Raw genomic sequence first — 20246 nt, 5'->3', positions numbered from 1 at the left:
ATAACGGCTATGAAGCCGCAACCGTTAGTGCTAGCGTCGGTCGCATGAAGAAAGTGAGCTTCGCCGAGTTCGGTGGTCCGGATGTCCTGCGCCTCGTTGACGCCGAGGAGCCCCACGCGGGTCCCGGGGAGATACGCGTCGCCGTGCGAGCGGCGGGCGTGAATCCCGTCGACTGGAGGATTCGTGAGGGCCAGGTCCTGGGAGCCCATCCGGTCGAGTTGCCCGCCGGGGTCGGTCTGGACGCCGCCGGGGTGGTGGACGAGGTCGGCGCGGGGGTCGAAGGGGTCGAGGCCGGTGATCGCGTGTTCGGCGAGGGGTCCAGCACCTACGCCGAGTTCGCGGTGCTGTCGGCCTGGGCCCGGATGCCCGAGGGGCTGACGTTCGAGGAGGCGGCCGGGTATCCCTCCGTGATGGAGACCGCGTTGCGCGTCATCCGCGAGGTCGGTGTGCGGCCCGGGCAGACGCTGCTGGTCAGTGGCGCGTCCGGGGGCGTCGGATCGGCGGTGCTGCAGATCGCCCGCGACCGCGGCATCACGGTGGTCGGCACGGCCGGTGCGGCGAATCAGGAGTATCTGCGCGGTCTGGGGGCCGTCGCCACGACGTACGGCGAAGGCTGGGCGGAGCGGGTGCGGCGGCTCGGCCGTGTGGACGCGGCCCTCGATCTGGCCGGCTCGGGCGTGCTCCGCGAACTCGTCGGACTGACCGGGGATCCGCAGAAGGTCGTCACGATCGCCGACCTCGGCGCGCCCGAGGTCGGCGTCCGGTTCTCCGGCGTGGCCGGGAGCGTGCCGGCGGCACTCGCCGAGACGGTCGACCTGATCTCGCGGGGCAAGCTCCACATCCCGGTCGAGAAGTCGTACGCGCTCGCCGAGGCCGCGGCGGCGCACACCGACAGCCAGGCGGGTCACACGCGCGGGCGCCGGGTCGTCGTCGTCTGAGTGTCCGCATCGGGTGGATATCCGGATCACCTCCGGAGCGAGACCGGCGCGGGCCGCCGAGATCCGCTCGCTCCGCGTGCCCCCCACCGAACGCACCGCACCACCGGGGCGAACCCCGGTGGTGCGGTGGAACGGAGCTGGATCGGGATCAGTCGTCGCCGACCTTCGAACCCAGCGTGACCTCGGTCGTGTGCTGCTCGCCGCCGCGCTTGTAGGTGACCGTGACCTCGTCGCCGGGCTTGTGGGTCCAGATCTCGCCGATCAGGGTCGGGCCGCTGTCGATCACCCGGTCGTCGAGCTTGGTGATGACGTCACCGGGCTTGAGGCCGGCGTCGGCGGCGGGGCCGCCCGGTTCGACGGGCTCGGAGCCGCCTACGCCCTGCTCGGTGATCTTGGCGCCGTTCGTCGTCTCCTCCAGGGAGACGGAGGCACCGATCTTCGCGTACACCGGCTTGCCGTTCTTGATCAGTTGCTGGGCGACGAACTTGGCCTGGTTGACGGGGATGGCGAAGCCCAGGCCGATGGAGCCGGCCTGGCCGGTGCCGAAACCGCCGTTGCTCGTGGACTGGATCGCGGAGTTGATCCCGATCACGTTCCCCTGCGCGTCCAGCAGGGGGCCGCCGGAGTTGCCCGGGTTGATCGACGCGTCGGTCTGCAGGGCGCTCATGTAGGACGCCTTGCTGTCGGCGCTGCCGTCGCTGGACGCCACGGGACGGTTCTTGGCGCTGATGATGCCCGTGGTCACCGTGTTGGACAGACCGAAGGGGGCGCCGATGGCGATCGTCGAGTCGCCCACGGCGACCTTGTCGGAGTCGCCCAGGGGGAGGGGCTTCAGGTCCGAGGGGGCGTCCTCCAGCTTGATCACCGCGACGTCGTAGCCCTGCGCGTGGCCGACCACTACGGCGTCGTACTTCTTGCCGTCGGGGAAGGTCGCGCTGAGCTTGCCTCCGTCGACCGCCTCCGCCACCACGTGGTTGTTGGTGAGGATGTGGCCTTCCCTGTCGAAGACGAACCCGGTGCCGGTGCCGCCCTCGCCGTTGCTTCCCTCGGCCTGGATGGTGACCGTGCTCGGCAGCGCCCTGGCTGCCACACCGGCCACCGTGCCCGCGTCGCGCTTGACCGAGCCGCCGGTGTCGGAGGCGGCGACCGTCGTGGAACCGCTCTCGTCGTTGTTCTTGGCCAGGGTGTAACCGAGACCGCCGCCCACACCGCCCGCGACCAGCGCGGCGATCAGAACCCCGGCGACGATGCCGCCGCGGCCGCGACGGGGCTTCGAGGCGGGGGGCTGGTACGAGGCCCCCCAGCCGCCTGCCCCGCCACCGGCGCCGTCTCCGGAGCCGTCGCCGCCGCCGTACGTCGGGGTGGGGGCCGGGGTGCCCGGCGGCGGGGGCGGAGGCCAGGAGGCGTCCGGTGCCGCGGAGCCCTGAGGGGCCTCGCCGCCGCGGGGTGCCGCGTGCTGAGGCGCCGGGTATCCCTGAGGTGTCGCCGGCCCCTGCGCTCCCGTGTCCTGCTGTGTCGCGGGTCCCCGCGGTGCGGCCGGGGCCTGGGCGGGGGGAGCCGCCGGGGCCTCCGGGGCGGGGGCCCGGTGCGGGACGGGGGGCTGGTCGGAGGCAGTGGGAGCATCCACCGGCGCTGGAGGTGCGGACGGGGCCGGGGGTACCGCGGTGCCCTCGTTCTCGGTGCTCACAGCTTCTCTCCTCGTTCCACGGCTGGTTGTCGCTCACCCTGGTCGCGCTCAGCCACGCTCACGCGCTGCTCCACGGTCCGGCGCGATGCGGATGTGCTGGTGATTTTGTATGCCATCAGCTTTTCCCACGGGCCGTCAGAGCACCATAAGCGGTTGCTGTGCGTCTCCGACCGCCCCTTACATGGGTCATCCAAGACTAAACGGACGTGCTGTCGCTTCCCCCGATGGCACGTGTACCCGCCCGCGGTGGCACCATGACGCGGTGACCCACGCACGACAGCACCGGATTCAGGTCGTCGCCCACCGTGGGGCCTCCGAGGAGGCCCCCGAGCACACCCTGGCCGCCTACCGGAAGGCGATCGAGGACGGGGCGGACGCCCTCGAGTGCGATGTGCGCCTGACCGCCGACGGCCATCTCGTCTGCGTCCACGACTGGCGCGTCAATCGCACGTCGAACGGCCGCGGCGCGGTGTCCGCGCTGGAACTCGCCGATCTGGCCGCGCTGGACTTCGGCGCGCGCCGGACCCGGGAGTTCTGGCGCACCCGCGACGAGCAGCCCGACTGGGAGCACCGGCCCGAGGACCGGGAGGAGACCTCCGTCCTGACCCTGGAGCGGCTGCTCCAGCTGGTCTCCGACGCGGGGCGGCGCGTGGAGCTGGCCATCGAGACCAAGCATCCCACCCGCTGGGCGGGGCAGGTGGAGGAGCGGCTGCTGTTGCTCCTGAAGCGGTTCGGCCTCGACGCCCCCGCCTCGGCCGAGGAGTCCCCGGTGCGGGTGATGAGCTTCTCGGCCCGGTCGCTGCACCGGGTGCGGGCCGCGTCGCCGACGCTGCCGACGGTCTATCTGATGCAGTTCGTCTCCCCCCGGCTGCGCGACGGGCGACTGCCCGCGGGTGTCCGGATCGCGGGCCCTTCGATCCGGATCGTGCGCAACCACCCCGCTTACATCGAGCGCCTGAAGGCGGCGGGCCACCAGGTGCACGTGTGGACGGTGAACGAGGCCGCAGACGTCGATCTCTGCTCCGGCCTGGGCGTCGATGCCATCATCACCAACCGGCCGCGCGCCGTCCTGGACCACCTGGGCCGCTGATTCGTACGCGGCTCTTGACCCGGCGGCCCGACTGCCGCATTCTCCGGTCTCGGCCACACCGACCACATCCAGCCATGTGATTACAGGGAGTGCTCCGGCGCGTTCGGTACGTGTTCGACCGTGTCGAATGCGTCACCGTGCGGGGAGCGGCCGGTTTCCGGCTCAGAACGATGGGGCATCCACACCGTGGCGTGGGGCGAAGGAGGTCTCGGGGGTGGCGTTGGTGGTGGCACAGGAAGTGCCCACGTCGTCGAGCATGGCCGTTCCCCATGGCCCTGCGGGCGTGGGGAAGGCAAGACACCGCATGCGTGACCAGTTGCGCAGAGGCGGTGTGTCGGAATCGGTCATCGACGACGCTGTACTGGTCCTTTCCGAACTCTTGAGCAACGCGTGCAAGCACGGCCGTCCGCTGGGCGAGGCCCTGGCCGGGGACGGTGACGTCCGCGCCGCGTGGCAGGTGGACGCGGGCGGCCGGCTGCTGGTCGAGGTCACGGACGGTGGCGGCCCGACCCGACCCGCCCCGGCGACCCCCTCCGTCACCGCGCACGGCGGCCGCGGGCTGAACATCATCACGGCGCTCGCCGACGACTGGGGTGTACGGGACGACGCACGCGGAGAGGTCACGGTCTGGGTCGTCGTCCACGAGGACGTGCACGACCCGGACGCCGGGCACCGGCGCGACGACTTCGCCGCCCGGATCTCGGCCCCGGCGGTGTCGGAGGTGCCCGGCCTGGACTTCGCGGACGCCTTCGACGACCTGGCCTGACCCGGCGGCATGCACCGGAGCGGGGGCGGGCCGCCGGCCCCGCGGCGTGCCGGGAGCGGGCAGGGACACGGCCGGGCAGGCAAAGGCCTGGTCGGGGCGGACGGGGACGTAGTCGGAGCGGGCAGGGACGAGTTGTCCACAGACGGCCCGTCGTCCACAGGACCCCGTCGGCCACGGTGGGAACGGCTAGGCTCGCGCCCGTACGAGTAGAGCCGTAACCGGGAGACACCCACGATGGCCAAGAAGCGACCCCAGACGAAGGCCAAGCGGCCCCAGCTCGACGATGGCGAGGTCCCGGTCGTCGGCGCCCGCGAGCCCTGCCCCTGCGGCAGCGGCCGCCGGTACAAGGCCTGCCACGGCCGGACCGCCGCGCAGGCCACCACCGCGCTGGTGCAGCGCCCGTTCGAGGGGCTGGCCGGCGAGTGCGACTGGGTGGCGCTGCGGGAGCTGGTCCCGGCGGCCACGGCCCGGCTGACCCTGCGGGACGGTCTGCCCGAGGGCGTCCCCTCCGTCACGCTGGCCACGGTGCTGCCGATGGCCTGGCCCGCCCTGCGCCGCGACGACGGCTCGGTCCTGCTCGGCCTGCAGAACGACACGGCGTCGGGCGACATCAGCCGCGACCTCGCCGACACCCTCGCGCGGGCGCTGACCGCGGAGCCGGGCACCCCGGTGCAGGGCCGCCGCGCGCCGGCCGACGGTCCGCGGCTGCAGGACCTGCTCGCGCCCGAGGGGGCCTTCGAGCCGGAGGTGCACTCGGGCTTCGAGTTCTGGGTCCCGGACCCGGACAACGCCACCCCGGACGTGACCGCCTCCCTGGAGCGGGCCAACGCCGCGGCCATCCCGACCGTCCGGCTGCAGAGCGTGGACGCCGCCTACTGGTGCGAGACGCCGGACAAGAACCATTTGCGCTGGGTCATGCCGCACGAGGAGGAGCGGCTTCTGGACGCTCTCGCCCGGCTGCACGCCGCGGGCCGGTCGTCCCTCGGCGAGGGCACCCGCCTCGTCGGCTCCTTCCGCGCTCACGGGCTCACCGTGCCGGTGTGGGACCTGCCGAGCGAGATCACCGCGCAGGACACCGAGAAGCCGGCCGCCGAGTTCGCCGAGCGGCTCGCGGGGGCCCTGGCCACGGACGCTGCGCTCACGCACGACGAGCGCCGGGCGCGCGGCGGCCTGACCAACCGACAGGTCACCCTCAGCTGACGCACGGCCGCGGAGGCCGGTCCGGCTGACCGACCGGTCAGCCGGACCGATGGCCCGTGGACGGATGACTGCGGTCACAACTCCCGGTGAGGACAAGCCAGTCGGTGACCGGAAAGCAGGAGATCGAATTTGCCAACCGCCGATCTCTTGTTACCGTTCGAGTAGCCCGGTTGCTGGTGCATCCCCCGTCGCCAGCAACCGGGTCTTCCCATGCACCCGGCCGTGCACCGGCCGCAGCCCTTCGTCAACTCGCCGTTTCCACAACGAAGTTGATGTCACCGGTGTCTCCTCCGCTGTCCTCTGCGTTCACGCCGCTCCCGGTACTCCCGCCACTCCCGTCGGCTTCGGTGTTCCCGCCGCTCCCGTCGGCTTCGGTACTCCCGCCGCTCCCGTCGGCTTCGGTACTCCCGTCGCCCCCGTCACTCCCGGTGTCCCCGTTGCTCCCGCTGCGCAGCAGCAGCGGCCCGTACCCGGCCCGGCTCGCGAACTCGGCGACCGCGGTGTACCCCGCCAAACCGCCCCGGGTGCCTTCCGGCGGCGTCTCGCAGGTGCCCGGCGCGTCCTCGGCGCTCACCGCACAGCGCGTCCGCATGCTCCGCCCGCCGGGCCCGATGAGACTCAGTACGGACTCGAGCGGGCCACCGGTGGCGTTGCGGTAGTAGGTCCTGGCCCAGGTCTCCGCACCCCGGGCCAGGACACAGGTCTGCGCCTCGACGCCCGCGGGTGAGGTGAGTTCGGGGCCGCAGCGCGCGGCCAGCGCCGGGCCGGGCGGCAGCGGGGAACGGGCGGGCGCGGCCTCTGCCGGAGCGCGGTCGCCTCCCCCCGTCCCGGACCCGGGTCCGGACGCGGCCCCGGACGCCTTGCCGTCACCGCCCCGCGTGAGGAGCGGGACGGCCACGGCCGCCTCCTCGCCCCCGCCGCCCGAAGGCCCCGCGGACGCCACGGCGAACGGCAGCACGACCGCGCACACCACGACACCGGCGAGCCCGTACAGACGCCACAGCCGATGGTCCGGCCCGCCACGGCGTGACCCGGTGCGGTACGGCCCGACGGCGCGGTGCTGTCCTGCGTGCAGCGGCATGGGGCGGACGATAACGACCGAGGCGGGCGCGGGCTCCGGCGCGCGCCGGACACTCCTACAACTCGGGCGCGCTCACACCCGTACGAGTGAGGGCGTCGACCACCGCGTCCACCACGGCCTCCACATCGGGCACCCAGGGCGAGGCGGAGCCCGGCAGCGGTGCGCGCTCCCAGCGGACGGCACCCGCGCCGGTCTCGGACGGGGGCAGTGCGAGGTAACCGCCCTCGCCGTGGAAGCGCAGCGAGCCGGGGACGAAGTCCTTGGCGTAGAGCAGCTCGCCCAGCTGCTCCATGGAGTACGGCCTGACCAGCAGCGACCAGCGGGTGGGCGAGGCGACGACCGGGCCGAGCCGCAGCCCGGCACGGTCGAGCGCGGCCAGGGCGTGGGCGGCCGGCAGAGCGGGCAGGGAGACGGCGCACGGGGCGCTGCCTCCGGTGGCCAGGACGATCGGCGCGGTCGGCCGGTTGGTCCACCACCAGCGCACCATGCGCGCGTCGGTGGTCGCCGCGAGAAGTCCGGGGTCGAAGGGATGCGCGCCAGGCACCGTGCACTCGGGGTCGGGGCAGCCGCAGCGTGACCGCGCCCGCGAGTCCGCCGCCGCGCCCGGGAGTACGGGCCACTGCCATTGTGTCGCGCAGGTCAGGGCCGCGCCGATCAGCTCAGGCTGCCCGTCGTCCTGCTGGGACAGGAGCCTGTGTCGCCTTCCGAGGATCTCGCGCATGAGCGCTCGTTCCTTTCCGTTGCACGCCTGGCAACACCGTGGTCTCTTCACACCATGTGTCGATCACTTCGCTGTGCGTTGCTGGTGGCGCATCACACCCCTGCCGAGGGACGCCCCCACGGGGAACGCCTCCGCCAAGGGCAAGGAAAACCCCTGCGGGTCGAGCACTGACTGCATCCGTGACGGTCCGACCACACTGCGTCCGACACAAGCATGGGCGTGGCGCGGGGGTGGCGAAGTCTGGCGTTTGCCGTCGCGCGTATTTCTCTCCGCCTCCGCCACGGGAGGATGGGGCACGGTCGTCGGTGGATAGGACGCCCGGGTCCGCCGCCAGGTTCCAGGTGGCCCCCAACCACCCCTGGCCTTCTCCGAGTACGTACCCATCACGACCGCTGTGACGCTCCGTGAAGCACCCCCAGTCGACCGCAACAAGACGTCCTCTGGGGCAGTTTCAAGCCAATTTCGCTTTTCCGCAAGGGGTCGAGAAGGAGGTCGCTCGCACCCCGCGGACACCGGGAATCCCGGCAGGACAATGCTGGACATCCCCTTACGAGTGCGTGTACATGTGGAGACACTGCTAGCGGCGCAGAATGACATGGGGGTTCGCGATGCTTTTGAGCAGTAGGCGCCGGTCGGAAGGCCGGACGCCATGAACGCCCCGCACCCTGCGAAAGTGGCCGGAATCGATTCAACGGTTCCGTCCCCCGCCCACACTGTCGCGTCCGCCGCCACGGGCACCGCACCGGCGATCTCACCGAATCCCACGGATGCCGCAGCCGCCGCGGACGCCTCGGGCACCCACTGTGCCCCCGGCGCCCTGCTCCAGGACCGTCTCGCCGGCTGGGTCTCGGACCTCACGACCCTGCACGAACTGACCGAGCGCCTGGTCCGGACGGACACCCTCTGCGACGGCGTCCAGGAGCTACTGCGCGCCGGAGCCGCCCTGGTCGGCGCCCGGCGCGGGCTGGTCGTGCTGGAACCGGCCGACGGACTGGGCCCCGACACCACCATCGGCCTCGGACTCGCCCGCGCCGACCTGGGCCACATCGAGACCGTGCCCCGGAGTTCCCTGTCCTACGGGCGGATTCTGGACGGGCTGCCGGTCGGCGAAGGCGGGATCGCCGCCCCCGACCTGCTCGCCGAGAAGAGCCTCGACCCCCGCCACCGCGAGGTCGCCGCCCGCCTCGGCTACGCCGCCAGCTACGCGCTCCCCCTGTGCGCCGAAGGCACCGGGCTCCTGGGCGCCGCCGTGTGGCTCTACGACGAGCCCGCCGAACCGGGCGAGCGGCAGCGCCACCTCGCCGGCCTGTACGTCCGGTACGCCGCACAGCACCTGACCCGCCTCCTGGAGGTCGAGCGCACCCGCGCGTCCATGGCGACGATGGCCGAGGAACTGCTGCCCTCCCGGCTCCCCCGGGTGCCCGGCGTACAGCTCGCCGCCCGGCACCGCACCGGTCCGCTCGGCGGGGGCGACTGGTACGACGCGCTGCCTCTGCCGGACGCCGCCCTCGGCCTCGCCGTCGGGTCCGTCACCGGTTCGGGTCCCAGCGCGGTCGCGGCCATGGGGCGACTGCGCGCCTCGCTGCGGGCGTACGCCGTGATGGAGGGCGAGGACCCGGTCGCCGTCCTGTCCGACCTGGAGCTGCTGCTGCGGCTCACCGAGCCCGCCCGCTCGGCCACCGCGCTGTTCGGCTACTGCGAGCCCGCGCTGTGCCGGATCACCCTGGCCGGTGCCGGGCACAGTCCGCCCCTGCTGATCGGAGAGCGGCACACGGAGTTCGTCGAGACCTCCGTCTCCGCGCCGCTCGGCATGCTCGCCTGCTGGGAGGCGCCCAGTGTGGAGCTCCAGGCCGATCCCGGAGAGACGGTTCTGCTCTACACCGACGGGCTGCTGCACCGCACCGGCGAGCCGGCCGACCGCGCCTTCGCCCGGCTGCACGCGGCGGCCGCCGGCGTACCCCGGGCCGCACGGCACGACCCGGACGCCGTCGCCGAGCACGTTCTGCGCACCGTGCTGCCGGACGGGAAGGCGGACGCGGCCTCCGAGGAGGACGTCGTTCTGCTGGCGGTCCGGTTCGGATAACGGGCGCCGACAGGGCGCCGGCGCCCCGGACGTCACGCATAGCGGACGGCAGCGCCTCCGTGTAACAGGCCCTTCGACCCTGGGCCCCCTTCCGTACGACCGTACGATGGGGGTGATCCAGTGCCGTATCGAGGAGGATGACCGTGGCGGAGGAGCTCACCCCGGCAGTATCTGATCTTGCTGCTGACGCAGCGGGCCCGGAGACCGAGTCCGAGGAACCCACAAAGCAGCGCAAGAACGGCCTGTACCCGGGCGTGTCCGACGAGCTGGCCGAGAACATGAAGTCCGGCTGGGCCGACACGGAGCTGCGTGACCTGGAGCCGATCGCCCAGGCCGCCGAGACCGCCGCCCGCCGGGCCGCCCTGTCCGCCCGCTTCCCGGGCGAGCGCCTGGTGATCCCCGCGGGCAACCTGAAGACCCGCTCGAACGACACGGAGTACTCCTTCCGCGCCTCGGTCGAGTACGCGTACCTCACCGGCAACCAGACCGAGGACGGCGTGCTGGTCCTGGAGCCCAAGGGCGACGGCCACACCGCGACGATCTACCTGCTGCCGCGCTCGGACCGTGAGAACGGCGAGTTCTGGCTGAACGGGCAGGGCGAGCTGTGGGTCGGCCGCCGGCACTCCCTCACCGAGGCCGGAAAGCTGTACGGCATCCCCGCCTCCGACGTCCGCGAACTCGCCGACAGCCTGCGCGAGGCCACCGGTCCGGTGCGCGTCGTGCGCGGCTACGACGCCGGCATCGAGGCGGCCCTGGCCGACAAGGTCACCGCCGAACGCGACGAGGAGCTGCGCGTCTTCCTGTCCGAGGCCCGCCTGGTCAAGGACGACTTCGAGATCGGCGAGCTGCAGAAGGCCGTCGACTCCACCGTGCGCGGCTTCGAGGACGTCGTGAAGGTCCTCGACAAGGCCGAGGCGACCAGCGAGCGCTACATCGAGGGCACCTTCTTCCTCCGCGCGCGCGTGGAGGGCAACGACGTCGGCTACGGCTCCATCTGCGCGGCGGGACCGCACGCCTGCACCCTGCACTGGGTCCGCAACGACGGCCCGGTCCGCTCCGGCGACCTGCTGCTGCTCGACGCGGGCGTGGAGACGCACACGTACTACACCGCCGACGTCACGCGCACGCTGCCGCTCAACGGCCGCTACAGCGAGCTGCAGAAGAAGATCTACGACGCGGTGTACGACGCCCAGGAGGCCGGCATCGCGGCGGTGAAGCCCGGCGCCAAGTACCGCGGCTTCCACGACGCGTCCCAGCGCGTGCTGGCCGAGCGGCTCGTCGAGTGGGGTCTGGTCGAGGGCCCCGTCGAGCGGGTGCTCGAACTCGGCCTGCAGCGCCGCTGGACGCTGCACGGCACCGGCCACATGCTCGGCCTGGACGTCCACGACTGCGCCGCCGCGCGCGTGGAGTCGTACGTCGACGGCACGTTGGAGCCCGGCATGGTGCTCACCGTCGAGCCGGGCCTGTACTTCCAGGCCGACGACCTGACCGTGCCCGAGGAGTACCGGGGCATCGGCGTGCGCATCGAGGACGACATCGTCGTCACCGCCGACGGCAACCGGAACCTGTCCGCCGGTCTGCCGCGCCGGTCGGACGAGGTCGAGGAGTGGATGGCCGCGCTGAAGCCGTGAAGCGGTGCGCACCGAAGCGGTGCGGGCCGAAGCAGTGCACGCCGGTGCGGTGCGGGCCGGTGCGGTGCGCGCCGAAGCGGTGCGCGCCGAAGCGGTGCGGGCCGGTGCGGTGCACGCCGAAGCGGTGCGGGCCGAAGCGCTGAGATGCCGGCGCGCCGACCGCTCACGCGCTGATCCGCCCTTCGTGGGCCGGGCACCACACGGACTCACGGGTGCCCGGCCCTCGGCGTGCTCGGCGGAGCGCGCCCGTCACACCGCCACCAGCGGGGCGTTCTCCCGCCACTTGAGGATCTTGTCGAAGCTCACCACGGCACCGGCCCGCCCCGGCGTACTGCCGATGTGGACATGGTCGGCGAGCTCCCGGATGAGACACAGTCCGCGACCGCTCTCCGCCTCCGGGGAAACCGGGCGGGCCACGCACCCCGGCCGGTCCGGAACGGGGGCGGGAAATCCGGGGCCCGTGTCGGCGACCTCGATGCGGCACCGTTCGCCGTCCAGGTAGGCCGTGACGCGGTACGCCTCGCCGGGGCCGCCGGAGCCGTCGTCCCCGCCGTGCTCGACGGCGTTCGCGCAGGCCTCGCTCAGCGCGACGGAGAGGTCGAAGGAGATGTCGGGGTCGACGCCCGCGGTCTCCATGGTGCCGATCAGCAGGCGGCGCGCCAGGGAAACGCTCGCAGCCTCGCGCCGCAAATGGAGTGACCACCAGATGCTCATGCTCCAGCCTCCCGGCCGCGGCTCGACATACCGTTACGTATTGCCCCTCACACCCGGGAGTAAGCGCGCTCCGCCCGTGACTCCGCTCATCTGGCCGATGCGTGCCCGCCGCCGATCGGTGTATGCGGGGCGACTCGCGCCGGAAGGTGATCTTCCATCCCGTTCACCGCATACCGGCCGTACGGCATCTTGCGGACCTGCCGTACGGCGCGCGGGGCGTCAGTGCGATGATGAGGCCGCCATGACTGCCCCCCACCCGCCAACGGCGCGCTCCGGGAACGATCTCCGGATCCTGCGGGCCGCGGTGTTCGCCGCGGTCTGCGTCGTGCTGGCCGCGGCGGGGCACACCTTGGCCTCCTGTGCCACCGTTCCGTTGTGGTCGCTGGGCGCGGGGTTCCTCGGGGCGGTCCTGGTCGCCGTGCCCCTCGCCGGACGCCGGCGCTCACTGCCCGGCATCGTGATGCTGCTCGCGGTCGGACAGACGGCGCTGCACACCCTGTTCGGACTGGGCCAGCACGGCACCACCGCGGTCACGGCGTCCGGCACGGCCGTCGCCTCCGGCGGCGGACCGGGCACACTGTCCGACGCCTCACTGGTCCAGCAGGCCGCACGGCTGGTCTGCGGGACCACCGCGGCGGCCATCAGCCCCGCCCAGGCCCAGCGGATCCTCACCGACGCGCGAATCGCCCCGGACGTCCACGCGGGTGCGACGCACCACCCGGCCGACGCCCTGGCCACCGCCGGTGGCTCCACCTCGCTGCTGCCGTCCCTGCCGATGCTGCTCGGGCACGTCCTCGCGGCCCTGGCCGCCGGCTGGCTGCTGCGGCGCGGGGACCTGGCGCTGGCCCGGCTCGTCGAACTGTCGGCGCACTCGGCCCACTCGATGGCCGAAGCGGCGTTCGTACGCGCCCTGCGCGCGGCGCTCTCCCTGGTGCGCGCTCTGCACGCCGGGCTCGCCGGCGCCCCCGGTACGGGCCCGCGTCCGCCGCACACCGCCCTATGGGCGCCGCCGCGGCCCCGTACCACCGCACTCCAGCACACGGTCGTCAGGCGTGGCCCGCCGAGTGACACGTTCACCCTCGCCGCCTGACACGACGCGACCGCCATTCCGCTTCCGGAGGGGCCACCGTCGTGCGGCACGCGCGCGTGCGCGCATCCTCCCGTCACTCGTCACCGGCTCAGCGCCGGTGCCCACCGAAGCGGAGTACTCCGTCCATGAAGGCTTCCCGTATCGCCGCCGCCGGCGTTACTGCCGGCATCGCCGTCCTCGCCCTGTCCGCCCCCGCCTTCGCGCACGTCAGCGTGCAGCCGGAGGGCACGGCCGCCAAGGGCGGCTACGCGGTCGTCGACTTCAAGGTGCCCAACGAGCGCGACAACGCCTCCACCACCAAGCTGGAGGTCAACTTCCCCACCGACCACCCGCTGGCGTCCGTGATGCCGGAGCCGGTCCCCGGCTGGAAGGCAGTGGTCACCAAGTCCAAGCCGGCCAAGCCGCTGGAGTCGCACGGTGAGAAGCTCACCGAGGTCGTCACCAAGGTGACCTGGACCGCCGACGGCAAGGGCGTCGAGCCCGGCTACTTCCAGAAGTTCCCGGTCTCCGTCGGCGCGCTGCCCGAGGACGCCGACCAGCTCGTGTTCAAGACGATCCAGACGTACTCCAACAAGGAGGTCGTGCGCTGGATCGAGGTGCCCCAGGAGGGCCAGGAGGAGCCCGACACCCCGGCGCCGGTGCTCAAGCTGTCCGCCGCCGAGGACGACGCCCACGGCGCGTCGGGCTCCTCGGACGCCGAGGACGACGCCACCGGGGCGGCCGCGCGGAACACCGCCGCCGACGCCTCCTCGGACTCCGGTTCCGGCGACGGCAGCGACACCACCGCCCGGGTCCTCGGCATCGTCGGCATCGTCGTCGGTGCCGCGGGCGTCGCGTACGGCGTGCTGGCCGGCAGGCGGCGCAACTCCGGCGCGTCGGCGTAACAACGCCCGCGCCGGTGCGTCGGCGCGACCCCGCCGACGCATCCTCTCGTCCGGTGCGCGCCGGACACCGTCCGTCGGACCGCCCGTCCGGCGGCCCGACGGACACCGGCGCGCACCGGAGCACCTCACATCTGGGACATTTTCCTATGCGCAAGAAGACCTTCGCCGCGGCCGCCCTGCTCGCCGCCGCCTCCCTGACACTGTCCGCCTGCGGCAGCGACGCCGCCGGCGACAAGCCCGTGACCGTGGTCTCCGAGGACAACAGCCGCCAGGCAGCCACCGTCCTCGACAAGCCCTTCGAGAAGCCCGACCTGGTCCTCACCGACACCCAGGGCAAGAAGTACGACCTCCGCGAGCAGACCGCCGGCAAGCCCACCCTGGTCTACTTCGGCTACACCCACTGCCCCGACGTCTGCCCCCTGACCATGAACAACATCGCCGTGGCCAAGAAGCAGCTCCCCCGGGCGGAGCAGGACAAGCTGCGCGTCGTGTTCGTCAGCACCGACCCGGAGCGCGACACCCCGGCCGCGCTCGGCGAGTGGCTGAAGGGCATCGACCCGCAGATCATCGGCCTGACCGGCGACTTCGACACCATCCAGGCCGGCGCCCGCACCCTCGGCATCTCGATCGATCCGCCGACCAAGGACAAGGACGGCAAGACCGTATCGGCCCACGGCACACAGGTCGTCGCCTTCTCCCCGAAGTCCGACGCGGGCTACGTCCTCTACGGCGAGGACGCCACGGTCGACGACTACACCAAGGACCTCCCCAAGCTCATCAAGGGGGAGAGCCCGTGAGGGGCCGCCCGGGAGGCCGTACCGCCCTGGCCGCCGTGACACTGGCCTGCGCCCTGGCCCTCGCGGGCTGCGGCGGCTCGGAGTCCGGCTCCCCGGCCGCCGGCGCCGGACTCTCGGTCGACGCCGCCTACATACCGCAGCCCGTCTCCGACTCGATGGCGGCCGGTTTCCTCACCATCACCAACGAGGGCGACGCGGCCGACGAACTGACCTCCGTCACCAGCGGGGCCGGCGAGGTCACGGTGCACGAAACCGTCGGCGGGACCATGAAGCGGGTCGACCGCCTCAAGGTCCCCGCCCACGGCCGACTCGTGTTCAAGAGCGGTGGAAACCACCTGATGTTCGAGAAGCTGAAGCACCGGCCGAAGCAGGGCCAGTCCGTCGCCGTCGAGCTGCACTTCGCCCACGCCGACCCCGTCACGGTCGAGCTGCCCGTGAAGGCGGCCACCTACCAGCCCGCCGACGGACACGCCGGACGCTCCGAAGACTCCGGACACTGAGGGAGGGACCACCTTGACGCAGACCATCGCCCCGCGCGTCCGGACCCTGGTGCTGCTGCTCCTGGCCGCGGCCTGCGCGCTGCTGGCCGGCGCCGGGCCGGCCTCCGCGCACGCCGCGCTCACCGGCAGCGATCCCCGGCAGGGGGCGGTGGTCGACAAGGCTCCGGCCCAGGTGTCGCTCACCTTCTCCGAGTCCGTCTCCATGGACGACGACTCGCTGCGCGTCCTCGACCCCAAGGGCAAGCGGGTCGACGACGGCAGACCGGCCGGCACGGGCGGCACGACGTACTCCGTGAAACTGCACACCGGACTGCCCGACGGCACGTACACGGTGACCTACCAGGTCGTCTCCGCCGACAGCCACCCGGTCGCCGGCGCCTACGCCTTCTCCGTCGGCGCCCCGTCCGCGACCTCGGTCTCCGTCTCCGGGCGGGCGGCGGGCGGCGGGCTCATCGGCGGGCTCTACGGGGTCGGACGGTACGTCTCGTACGCCGGGTTCGCCGTCCTGGTGGGCGGCGCCGCCTTCGTGCTCGCCTGCTGGCCGCGCGGCTCCGGAGTGCGCGTCGTACAGCGCTTCGTCGTCTCCGGATGGCTCGCGCTGACCGCCGCCACCCTCCTGCTGCTCCTGCTGCGCGGCTCCTACACCGGCTCGGGGAAGGCCGCCGACGTCTTCGACCTGAGCCTGCTCGGCGAGGTGCTGCAGACCAAGGCCGGCGCCGCGCTGGTCTCCCGGCTGCTGCTGCTCGCGGCGGCCGCGCTGTTCATCGCCGTGCTCTTCGGCGCGTACGACAAACGGGAGGACGAGGAGAAGCGGGACCTCACCTTCGGGCTCGCGGTCGGCGGGAGCGTCGTGGCGGTGGGCCTCGCGGCGACCTGGGCGATGTCCGAGCACGCCTCCGTCGGCCTTCAGGCCGGCCTCGCCATGCCGGTCGACGTCGTCCACCTGATCGCCGTCGCCACCTGGCTCGGCGGGCTCACCGCCCTGCTCGTCGCCCTGTACCGCGGCCCCGCGGACACACCGGTCCCCGCCCTCGCCGTACACCGGTTCTCGCGCATCGCCTTCGGCAGCGTGATCGCGCTGGTGGCCACCGGCACCTACCAGTCCTGGCGCCAGCTCGGCTCCTGGACGGCCTTCACCGGCACCCGGTACGGACAGCTGCTCCTCGTCAAGATCGGGCTCGTGGCCGTACTCGTCGGCGTCGCCTACTTCTCACGACGGTGGACGGCACAGCTGGCGGAGGCCGTGCCCGCCATCGCCCGGCAGCGGGGGAAGGAACGGGTGGGCACGTCCGGCGGCCGTCAGAACGACAGGGCGAAGACCGCGGAGAGTAGCGGGGCGGCGGGGAGGACCACGGCCTCGGAGGGGACCACGGCCTCGGGGAGCACGCCGGCCGCCGAGAAGACGACCGGGGTTCCGGGGAGAACGGCGGCCGCCGAGACTTCGCCGGGCGCCGGGAAGACGCCCGGGAAGACGCCCGCGAAGACTTCCGGGAACTCGAAGGTCGACGAGAAGGCATCCGGCGCGGCGAAGGGCTCCGGCACGGCGAGAGGCTCCGGCTCCGAGCGCGCCGCACAGCTTGCCCGGCAGCGCGCCGCCGTGGACGCCGCCCGGCGGAAACGGCAACGGGACGCCGACCCCCACCGCTTCGGACTGCGCCGCTCCGTGCTCGCCGAGGCGGGCGTCGCCGTCGTCCTGCTCGCCGTCACCACCGTCCTGACCCAGACCGAGCCGGGCCGCACCGAGGAGGAGACCAGGGCCACCGGCCCGACCTCCTCCGCCGCCTCCGCCGCCTCCACGGGAGCGGTGACGCTGGACATGCCCTTCGACACCGGCAGCCAGAACGGCAAGGGCGTCGTACGGGTCGAACTCGACCCCGCCCTGGTCGGCGCCAACGACATGCACCTCTACGTCGAGCGCCCGGACGGAACCGCCTTCGACATCCCCGAGGTGAAGGTGGCCCTCACCCAGAAGGCCAAGGACATCGGCCCCCTGCCCGTCGTCCCCGACCACATCACCACCGGCCACTGGTCGGCGAGCGGAGTACAGATCCCGACGGCCGGTGACTGGGAAGTCGCCGTCACCGTACGGACCTCCGACATCGACCAGGTCACCCTCACCAAGAACGCGCAGATCGGCTGAACCGCACCATGGCTGAACAGTCCATCCCCGAGGCCCGGAACCCCGAGGCGACCCACGGGACGCCCGGCGGTCCCGGACCGCTCGACAGCCCGAACACCACCGCCCCCGACGGCATCTCGCGACGGCGACTGCTCGGCACGGCCGGTGCCACCGGGCTCGTCCTCGGCGCGGCGGGCGCCGCCGCCGGTTACGCCGCCGCGCCCTCCTCCGCCGCCACCCCCCTCACCTCGCTCGGCAGCGAGCGGGCGATGTTTCACGGGAAACATCAGCCCGGCATCACCACCGCCATGCAGGCCTGCGGCCACCTCGTCGCCTTCGACCTCGCGGCGGGCGCCGGCCGCAAGGAGGCCACCGCGCTGCTGCGCCGCTGGTCCGACACCGCCCGGCGGCTGATGGCGGGCGAGCCGGCCGGAGCCCGTGACACGGGCGTGGCCCGGGACGCCGGCCCCTCCTCGCTGACCGTCACCTTCGGATTCGGGCACACCTTCTTCGGCCGGACCGGCCTGGAAGAGCAGCGCCCGGCCGCCCTCGACCCACTTCCCGACTTCTCCTCCGACCACCTCGACAGGAACCGCAGCAACGGCGACCTCTGGGTGCAGATCGGCGCCGACGACGCACTGGTGGCCTTCCACGCCCTGCGCGCGATCCAGCAGGACGCCGGGACCGCCGCCCGCGTCCGCTGGCAGATGAACGGCTTCAACCGTTCGCCGGGCGCCACCACCCACCCCATGACGGCCCGGAACCTCATGGGCCAGGTCGACGGCACCCGCAATCCCAAGCCCGCCGAGCCGGACTTCGACAAGCGGATCTTCGTTCCCGAGGAGCCCGGGAAGGACGGGCAGGCCTGGATGGCGAACGGTTCCTACGTCGTCGTGCGCCGCATCCGCATGCTCCTCGACGACTGGGAGAAGCTCTCGGCCAAGGCGCAGGAGGACGTCATCGGCCGCCGCAAGTCCGACGGGGCGCCGTTGTCCGGAGGGACCGAGACGACCGAGATGGACCTGGAGAAGACGGACGGGGCCGGCGAACTCGTCGTTCCGATCAATGCCCACGCCCGCATCACCCGCCCCGACCAGAACGGCGGCGCGGCCATGGTCCGCCGGCCCTTCTCGTACCACGACGGCTTCGACGCCGACGGCGTCCCGGACGCCGGCCTGCTCTTCATCTGCTGGCAGGCAGATCCGCTGCGGGGCTTCGTCCCCGTGCAGCGCAAGCTGGACCGGGGCGACGCGCTGTCGCGCTTCATCCGGCACGAGGCGAGCGGACTGTTCGCGGTGCCGGGCGGTGCCGCGGAGGGAGAGTACGTGGGGCAGCGGCTGCTGGAGGGGTGATACCGGCCGGCAACCACCCCTGGGAGGGGCTCGCACCAGACACGGGAGTCGGGCCTCCCCGGGCCCATTAGGGTGAGGACATGCCAGCCAGTTACGCGTATCTCGGCCCTGAAGGCACCTTCACCGAAGTCGCCCTGCGCACGCTTCCGGAGACGGCGACCCGGGAGCTGGTCCCGTACGTCTCCGTCCAGTCCGCGCTCGACGCGGTGCGCACCGGCGAGGCCGAAGCCGCGTTCGTGCCGATCGAGAACTCCGTCGAGGGCGGCATCACCACCACCCTCGACGAGCTGGTCGCCGGCCAGCCGCTGATGATCTACCGCGAGGTACTGCTGTCCATCACCTTCGCGCTGCTGGCCCGCCCCGGCACCAAGCTGTCGGACATCAAGACGGTCACCGCCCACCCGGCGGCCCAGCCCCAGGTCCGCAACTGGCTCAAGGCCCACCTCCCGGCCGTCGTCTGGGAGTCCGCCGCCTCCAACGCGGACGGCGCCCGCCTGGTCCAGGAGGGGCGGTATGACGCCGCCTTCGCCGGTGAGTTCGCCGCGGAGCGCTACGGCCTGGAGGTCCTGGAGGCCGACATCCACGACGCGGAGAACGCCCAGACGCGCTTCGTGCTGGTGGGCCGGCCGGCCCGGCCCGCCGCGCCGACCGGCGCGGACAAGACGTCGGTCGTGCTCTGGCAGCGCGACGACCACCCCGGCGGGCTGCGCGATCTGCTGGGCGAGTTCGCCACCCGGGGCATCAACCTGATGCTGCTGCAGTCCCGCCCCACCGGTGCCGGCATCGGGAACTACTGCTTCTGCATCGACGCCGAGGGGCACATCTCCGACCGCCGGGTGGCCGACGCGCTGATGGGCCTGAAGCGGACCTGCCTGCAAGTGCGCTACCTCGGGTCGTATCCGCGGGCGGAGGTCGAGGCGGCGGACGTGGACACGCTGCGGCCGGGCACCTCGGACGAGGCGTTCGTGGCGGCGGCGGACTGGGTGGCGCGTTGCCAGGACGGCCGGTTCTGACCGCCGGGAACCGGCCAGTCGTACCTACCGATTTTCGTTGTCCACAGGAGTTATCCACAGGTCTGCTTCTCGACCTGGGGACAAGTCGACAACGAAGCGGCATTCGGTCGACAAATCCCCCTACAGCCGCCCACTTCCTCCACAGACTCGCAGGTCACCCTTCGTCCACCTGTCTTTTGCCCGCCACACTCCAGAGTGACACCGGGTGCCCCGTTTCCACTCGAAAGTGGGAGCGTGGGGGGTTTGGGAGAGCCGCCTCCAAGAATTAGGAATGATCACTTCCATCGATCCACAGATCTTTCACACAGCCTGTGGATAACTTTCCTGAGACGTTCCCGGAACGTGGATTCCTGTGGACGGTGAGTCCCTCAAGTTCCGTTCTCCACAAGGGGATCCGGTCAACCCACCGTCCGCATCCTGCCTCGTTCCAGCGGTTCGGGCTCCTTTCATTGACGAAAGAAGCCATGCCGAGTCATGCCGAGCCATGCGGAACGCCCAAGGCACAGAAGGGAACAATCCCCATATAACGGAGCGCGAGATCCGTGTGCGGCAATAGCGAGTCGAGACGCGTCACCGCACA

At 72.3% G+C, this 20246-nt stretch carries 16 protein-coding genes and 1 pseudogene; 13 read left to right on the top strand and 4 right to left on the bottom strand.

What is annotated here, in order from left to right:
- The first annotated feature begins 44 nt into the window (after positions 1-44).
- Positions 45-938: an NADP-dependent oxidoreductase gene (locus tag ACGFYH_RS17530; protein ID WP_393804007.1), complete on the top strand. Its 894-nt coding sequence runs from the start codon at positions 45-47 to the stop codon at positions 936-938.
- 148 nt (positions 939-1086) lie between these two features.
- Here the strand turns inward: ACGFYH_RS17530 and ACGFYH_RS17525 are convergent, their stop codons facing one another.
- Positions 1087-2625 (bottom strand): S1C family serine protease, encoded by a 1539-nt coding sequence (locus ACGFYH_RS17525; RefSeq protein WP_393804006.1) that lies wholly within the window; start codon positions 2623-2625, stop codon positions 1087-1089.
- Positions 2626-2887: 262 nt separating this feature from the next.
- On the opposite strand from ACGFYH_RS17525, the gene ACGFYH_RS17520 reads away from it, so the two are divergent.
- From ACGFYH_RS17520 to ACGFYH_RS17510, 3 genes are all read left to right on the top strand, one after another.
- A complete protein-coding gene (locus ACGFYH_RS17520) occupies positions 2888-3715 on the top strand; it encodes a glycerophosphodiester phosphodiesterase (protein ID WP_393804005.1) in 828 nt (275 codons plus the stop codon).
- A 127-nt stretch (positions 3716-3842) separates the two neighbouring features.
- Positions 3843-4481: an ATP-binding protein gene (locus ACGFYH_RS17515; protein WP_393804004.1), complete on the top strand. Its 639-nt coding sequence runs from the start codon at positions 3843-3845 to the stop codon at positions 4479-4481.
- A 234-nt stretch (positions 4482-4715) separates the two neighbouring features.
- Positions 4716-5681, top strand: coding sequence for a DUF5926 family protein (locus ACGFYH_RS17510; RefSeq protein WP_393804003.1), 966 nt, complete (start codon positions 4716-4718; stop codon positions 5679-5681).
- Positions 5682-6096: 415 nt separating this feature from the next.
- On the opposite strand, the pseudogene ACGFYH_RS17505 reads toward ACGFYH_RS17510, so the two are convergent.
- A pseudogene (locus ACGFYH_RS17505) lies at positions 6097-6762 on the bottom strand (hypothetical protein); the annotation flags it as partial.
- Between the two features lie 55 nt (positions 6763-6817).
- A complete protein-coding gene (locus ACGFYH_RS17500; protein ID WP_393804002.1) occupies positions 6818-7483 on the bottom strand; it encodes a bifunctional DNA primase/polymerase in 666 nt (221 codons plus the stop codon).
- Positions 7484-8132: 649 nt separating this feature from the next.
- Between ACGFYH_RS17500 and ACGFYH_RS17495 the strand changes: the two genes are divergently transcribed.
- Together ACGFYH_RS17495 and ACGFYH_RS17490 are read left to right on the top strand one after the other, a co-directional pair.
- Positions 8133-9566, top strand: coding sequence for a PP2C family protein-serine/threonine phosphatase (locus ACGFYH_RS17495; RefSeq protein ID WP_393804001.1), 1434 nt, complete (start codon positions 8133-8135; stop codon positions 9564-9566).
- Positions 9567-9709: 143 nt separating this feature from the next.
- Positions 9710-11197 carry an aminopeptidase P family protein gene (locus tag ACGFYH_RS17490; protein WP_393804000.1) on the top strand — a complete coding sequence of 496 codons (1488 nt, stop codon included), beginning with the start codon at positions 9710-9712 and terminating at the stop codon, positions 11195-11197.
- Positions 11198-11446: 249 nt separating this feature from the next.
- On the opposite strand, the gene ACGFYH_RS17485 is transcribed toward ACGFYH_RS17490, so the two are convergent.
- Positions 11447-11911, bottom strand: coding sequence for an ATP-binding protein (locus tag ACGFYH_RS17485; protein ID WP_393803999.1), 465 nt, complete (start codon positions 11909-11911; stop codon positions 11447-11449).
- Between the two features lie 241 nt (positions 11912-12152).
- On the opposite strand from ACGFYH_RS17485, the gene ACGFYH_RS17480 reads away from it, so the two are divergent.
- The 7 genes from ACGFYH_RS17480 to pheA all read left to right on the top strand — a co-directional run bounded on the left by ACGFYH_RS17480 (position 12153) and on the right by pheA (position 19666).
- A complete protein-coding gene (locus tag ACGFYH_RS17480; RefSeq protein WP_393803998.1) occupies positions 12153-13001 on the top strand; it encodes a hypothetical protein in 849 nt (282 codons plus the stop codon).
- A gap of 125 nt (positions 13002-13126) precedes the next feature.
- On the top strand, positions 13127-13885 hold the full coding sequence (locus ACGFYH_RS17475; protein ID WP_393803997.1) for a YcnI family protein: 759 nt from the start codon (positions 13127-13129) through the stop codon (positions 13883-13885).
- 146 nt (positions 13886-14031) lie between these two features.
- On the top strand, positions 14032-14682 hold the full coding sequence (locus ACGFYH_RS17470; protein WP_393803996.1) for an SCO family protein: 651 nt from the start codon (positions 14032-14034) through the stop codon (positions 14680-14682).
- Positions 14679-15182 (top strand): copper chaperone PCu(A)C, encoded by a 504-nt coding sequence (locus ACGFYH_RS17465; RefSeq protein ID WP_393803995.1) that lies wholly within the window; start codon positions 14679-14681, stop codon positions 15180-15182. Before ACGFYH_RS17470 ends, ACGFYH_RS17465 begins: the two co-directional genes overlap by 4 nt.
- 13 nt (positions 15183-15195) lie before the next feature.
- Positions 15196-17322: a copper resistance CopC/CopD family protein gene (locus ACGFYH_RS17460; RefSeq protein WP_393803994.1), complete on the top strand. Its 2127-nt coding sequence runs from the start codon at positions 15196-15198 to the stop codon at positions 17320-17322.
- Positions 17323-17330: 8 nt separating this feature from the next.
- Complete coding sequence (gene efeB / locus ACGFYH_RS17455; RefSeq protein ID WP_393803993.1) at positions 17331-18653, top strand: iron uptake transporter deferrochelatase/peroxidase subunit; 1323 nt, start codon at positions 17331-17333, stop codon at positions 18651-18653.
- A gap of 80 nt (positions 18654-18733) precedes the next feature.
- Positions 18734-19666: a prephenate dehydratase gene (pheA, locus tag ACGFYH_RS17450; RefSeq protein WP_393803992.1), complete on the top strand. Its 933-nt coding sequence runs from the start codon at positions 18734-18736 to the stop codon at positions 19664-19666.
- The last annotated feature ends 580 nt before the right edge of the window (positions 19667-20246 follow it).

This window comes from Streptomyces sp. NPDC048392, assembly GCF_043200575.1.
Taxonomy (GTDB): Bacteria; Actinomycetota; Actinomycetes; order Streptomycetales; family Streptomycetaceae; genus Streptomyces.
Note: the sequence above shows the minus strand (reverse complement) of the source record. Positions and strands in the feature narration are given on the sequence as shown.

What these genes read in the sequence shown, in the direction of transcription:
- ACGFYH_RS17485 (WP_393803999.1), bottom strand. Translation starts at nt 11,911, where the DNA reads ATGAGCATCTGGTGGTCACTCCATTTGCGGCGCGAGGCTGCGAGCGTT.
- ACGFYH_RS17510 (WP_393804003.1), top strand. Translation starts at nt 4,716, where the DNA reads ATGGCCAAGAAGCGACCCCAGACGAAGGCCAAGCGGCCCCAGCTCGAC.
- pheA (WP_393803992.1), top strand. Translation starts at nt 18,734, where the DNA reads ATGCCAGCCAGTTACGCGTATCTCGGCCCTGAAGGCACCTTCACCGAA.
- ACGFYH_RS17480 (WP_393803998.1), top strand. Translation starts at nt 12,153, where the DNA reads ATGACTGCCCCCCACCCGCCAACGGCGCGCTCCGGGAACGATCTCCGG.
- ACGFYH_RS17470 (WP_393803996.1), top strand. Translation starts at nt 14,032, where the DNA reads ATGCGCAAGAAGACCTTCGCCGCGGCCGCCCTGCTCGCCGCCGCCTCC.
- ACGFYH_RS17495 (WP_393804001.1), top strand. Translation starts at nt 8,133, where the DNA reads ATGAACGCCCCGCACCCTGCGAAAGTGGCCGGAATCGATTCAACGGTT.
- ACGFYH_RS17500 (WP_393804002.1), bottom strand. Translation starts at nt 7,483, where the DNA reads ATGCGCGAGATCCTCGGAAGGCGACACAGGCTCCTGTCCCAGCAGGAC.
- ACGFYH_RS17530 (WP_393804007.1), top strand. Translation starts at nt 45, where the DNA reads ATGAAGAAAGTGAGCTTCGCCGAGTTCGGTGGTCCGGATGTCCTGCGC.
- ACGFYH_RS17475 (WP_393803997.1), top strand. Translation starts at nt 13,127, where the DNA reads ATGAAGGCTTCCCGTATCGCCGCCGCCGGCGTTACTGCCGGCATCGCC.
- efeB (WP_393803993.1), top strand. Translation starts at nt 17,331, where the DNA reads ATGGCTGAACAGTCCATCCCCGAGGCCCGGAACCCCGAGGCGACCCAC.
- ACGFYH_RS17515 (WP_393804004.1), top strand. Translation starts at nt 3,843, where the DNA reads ATGCGTCACCGTGCGGGGAGCGGCCGGTTTCCGGCTCAGAACGATGGG.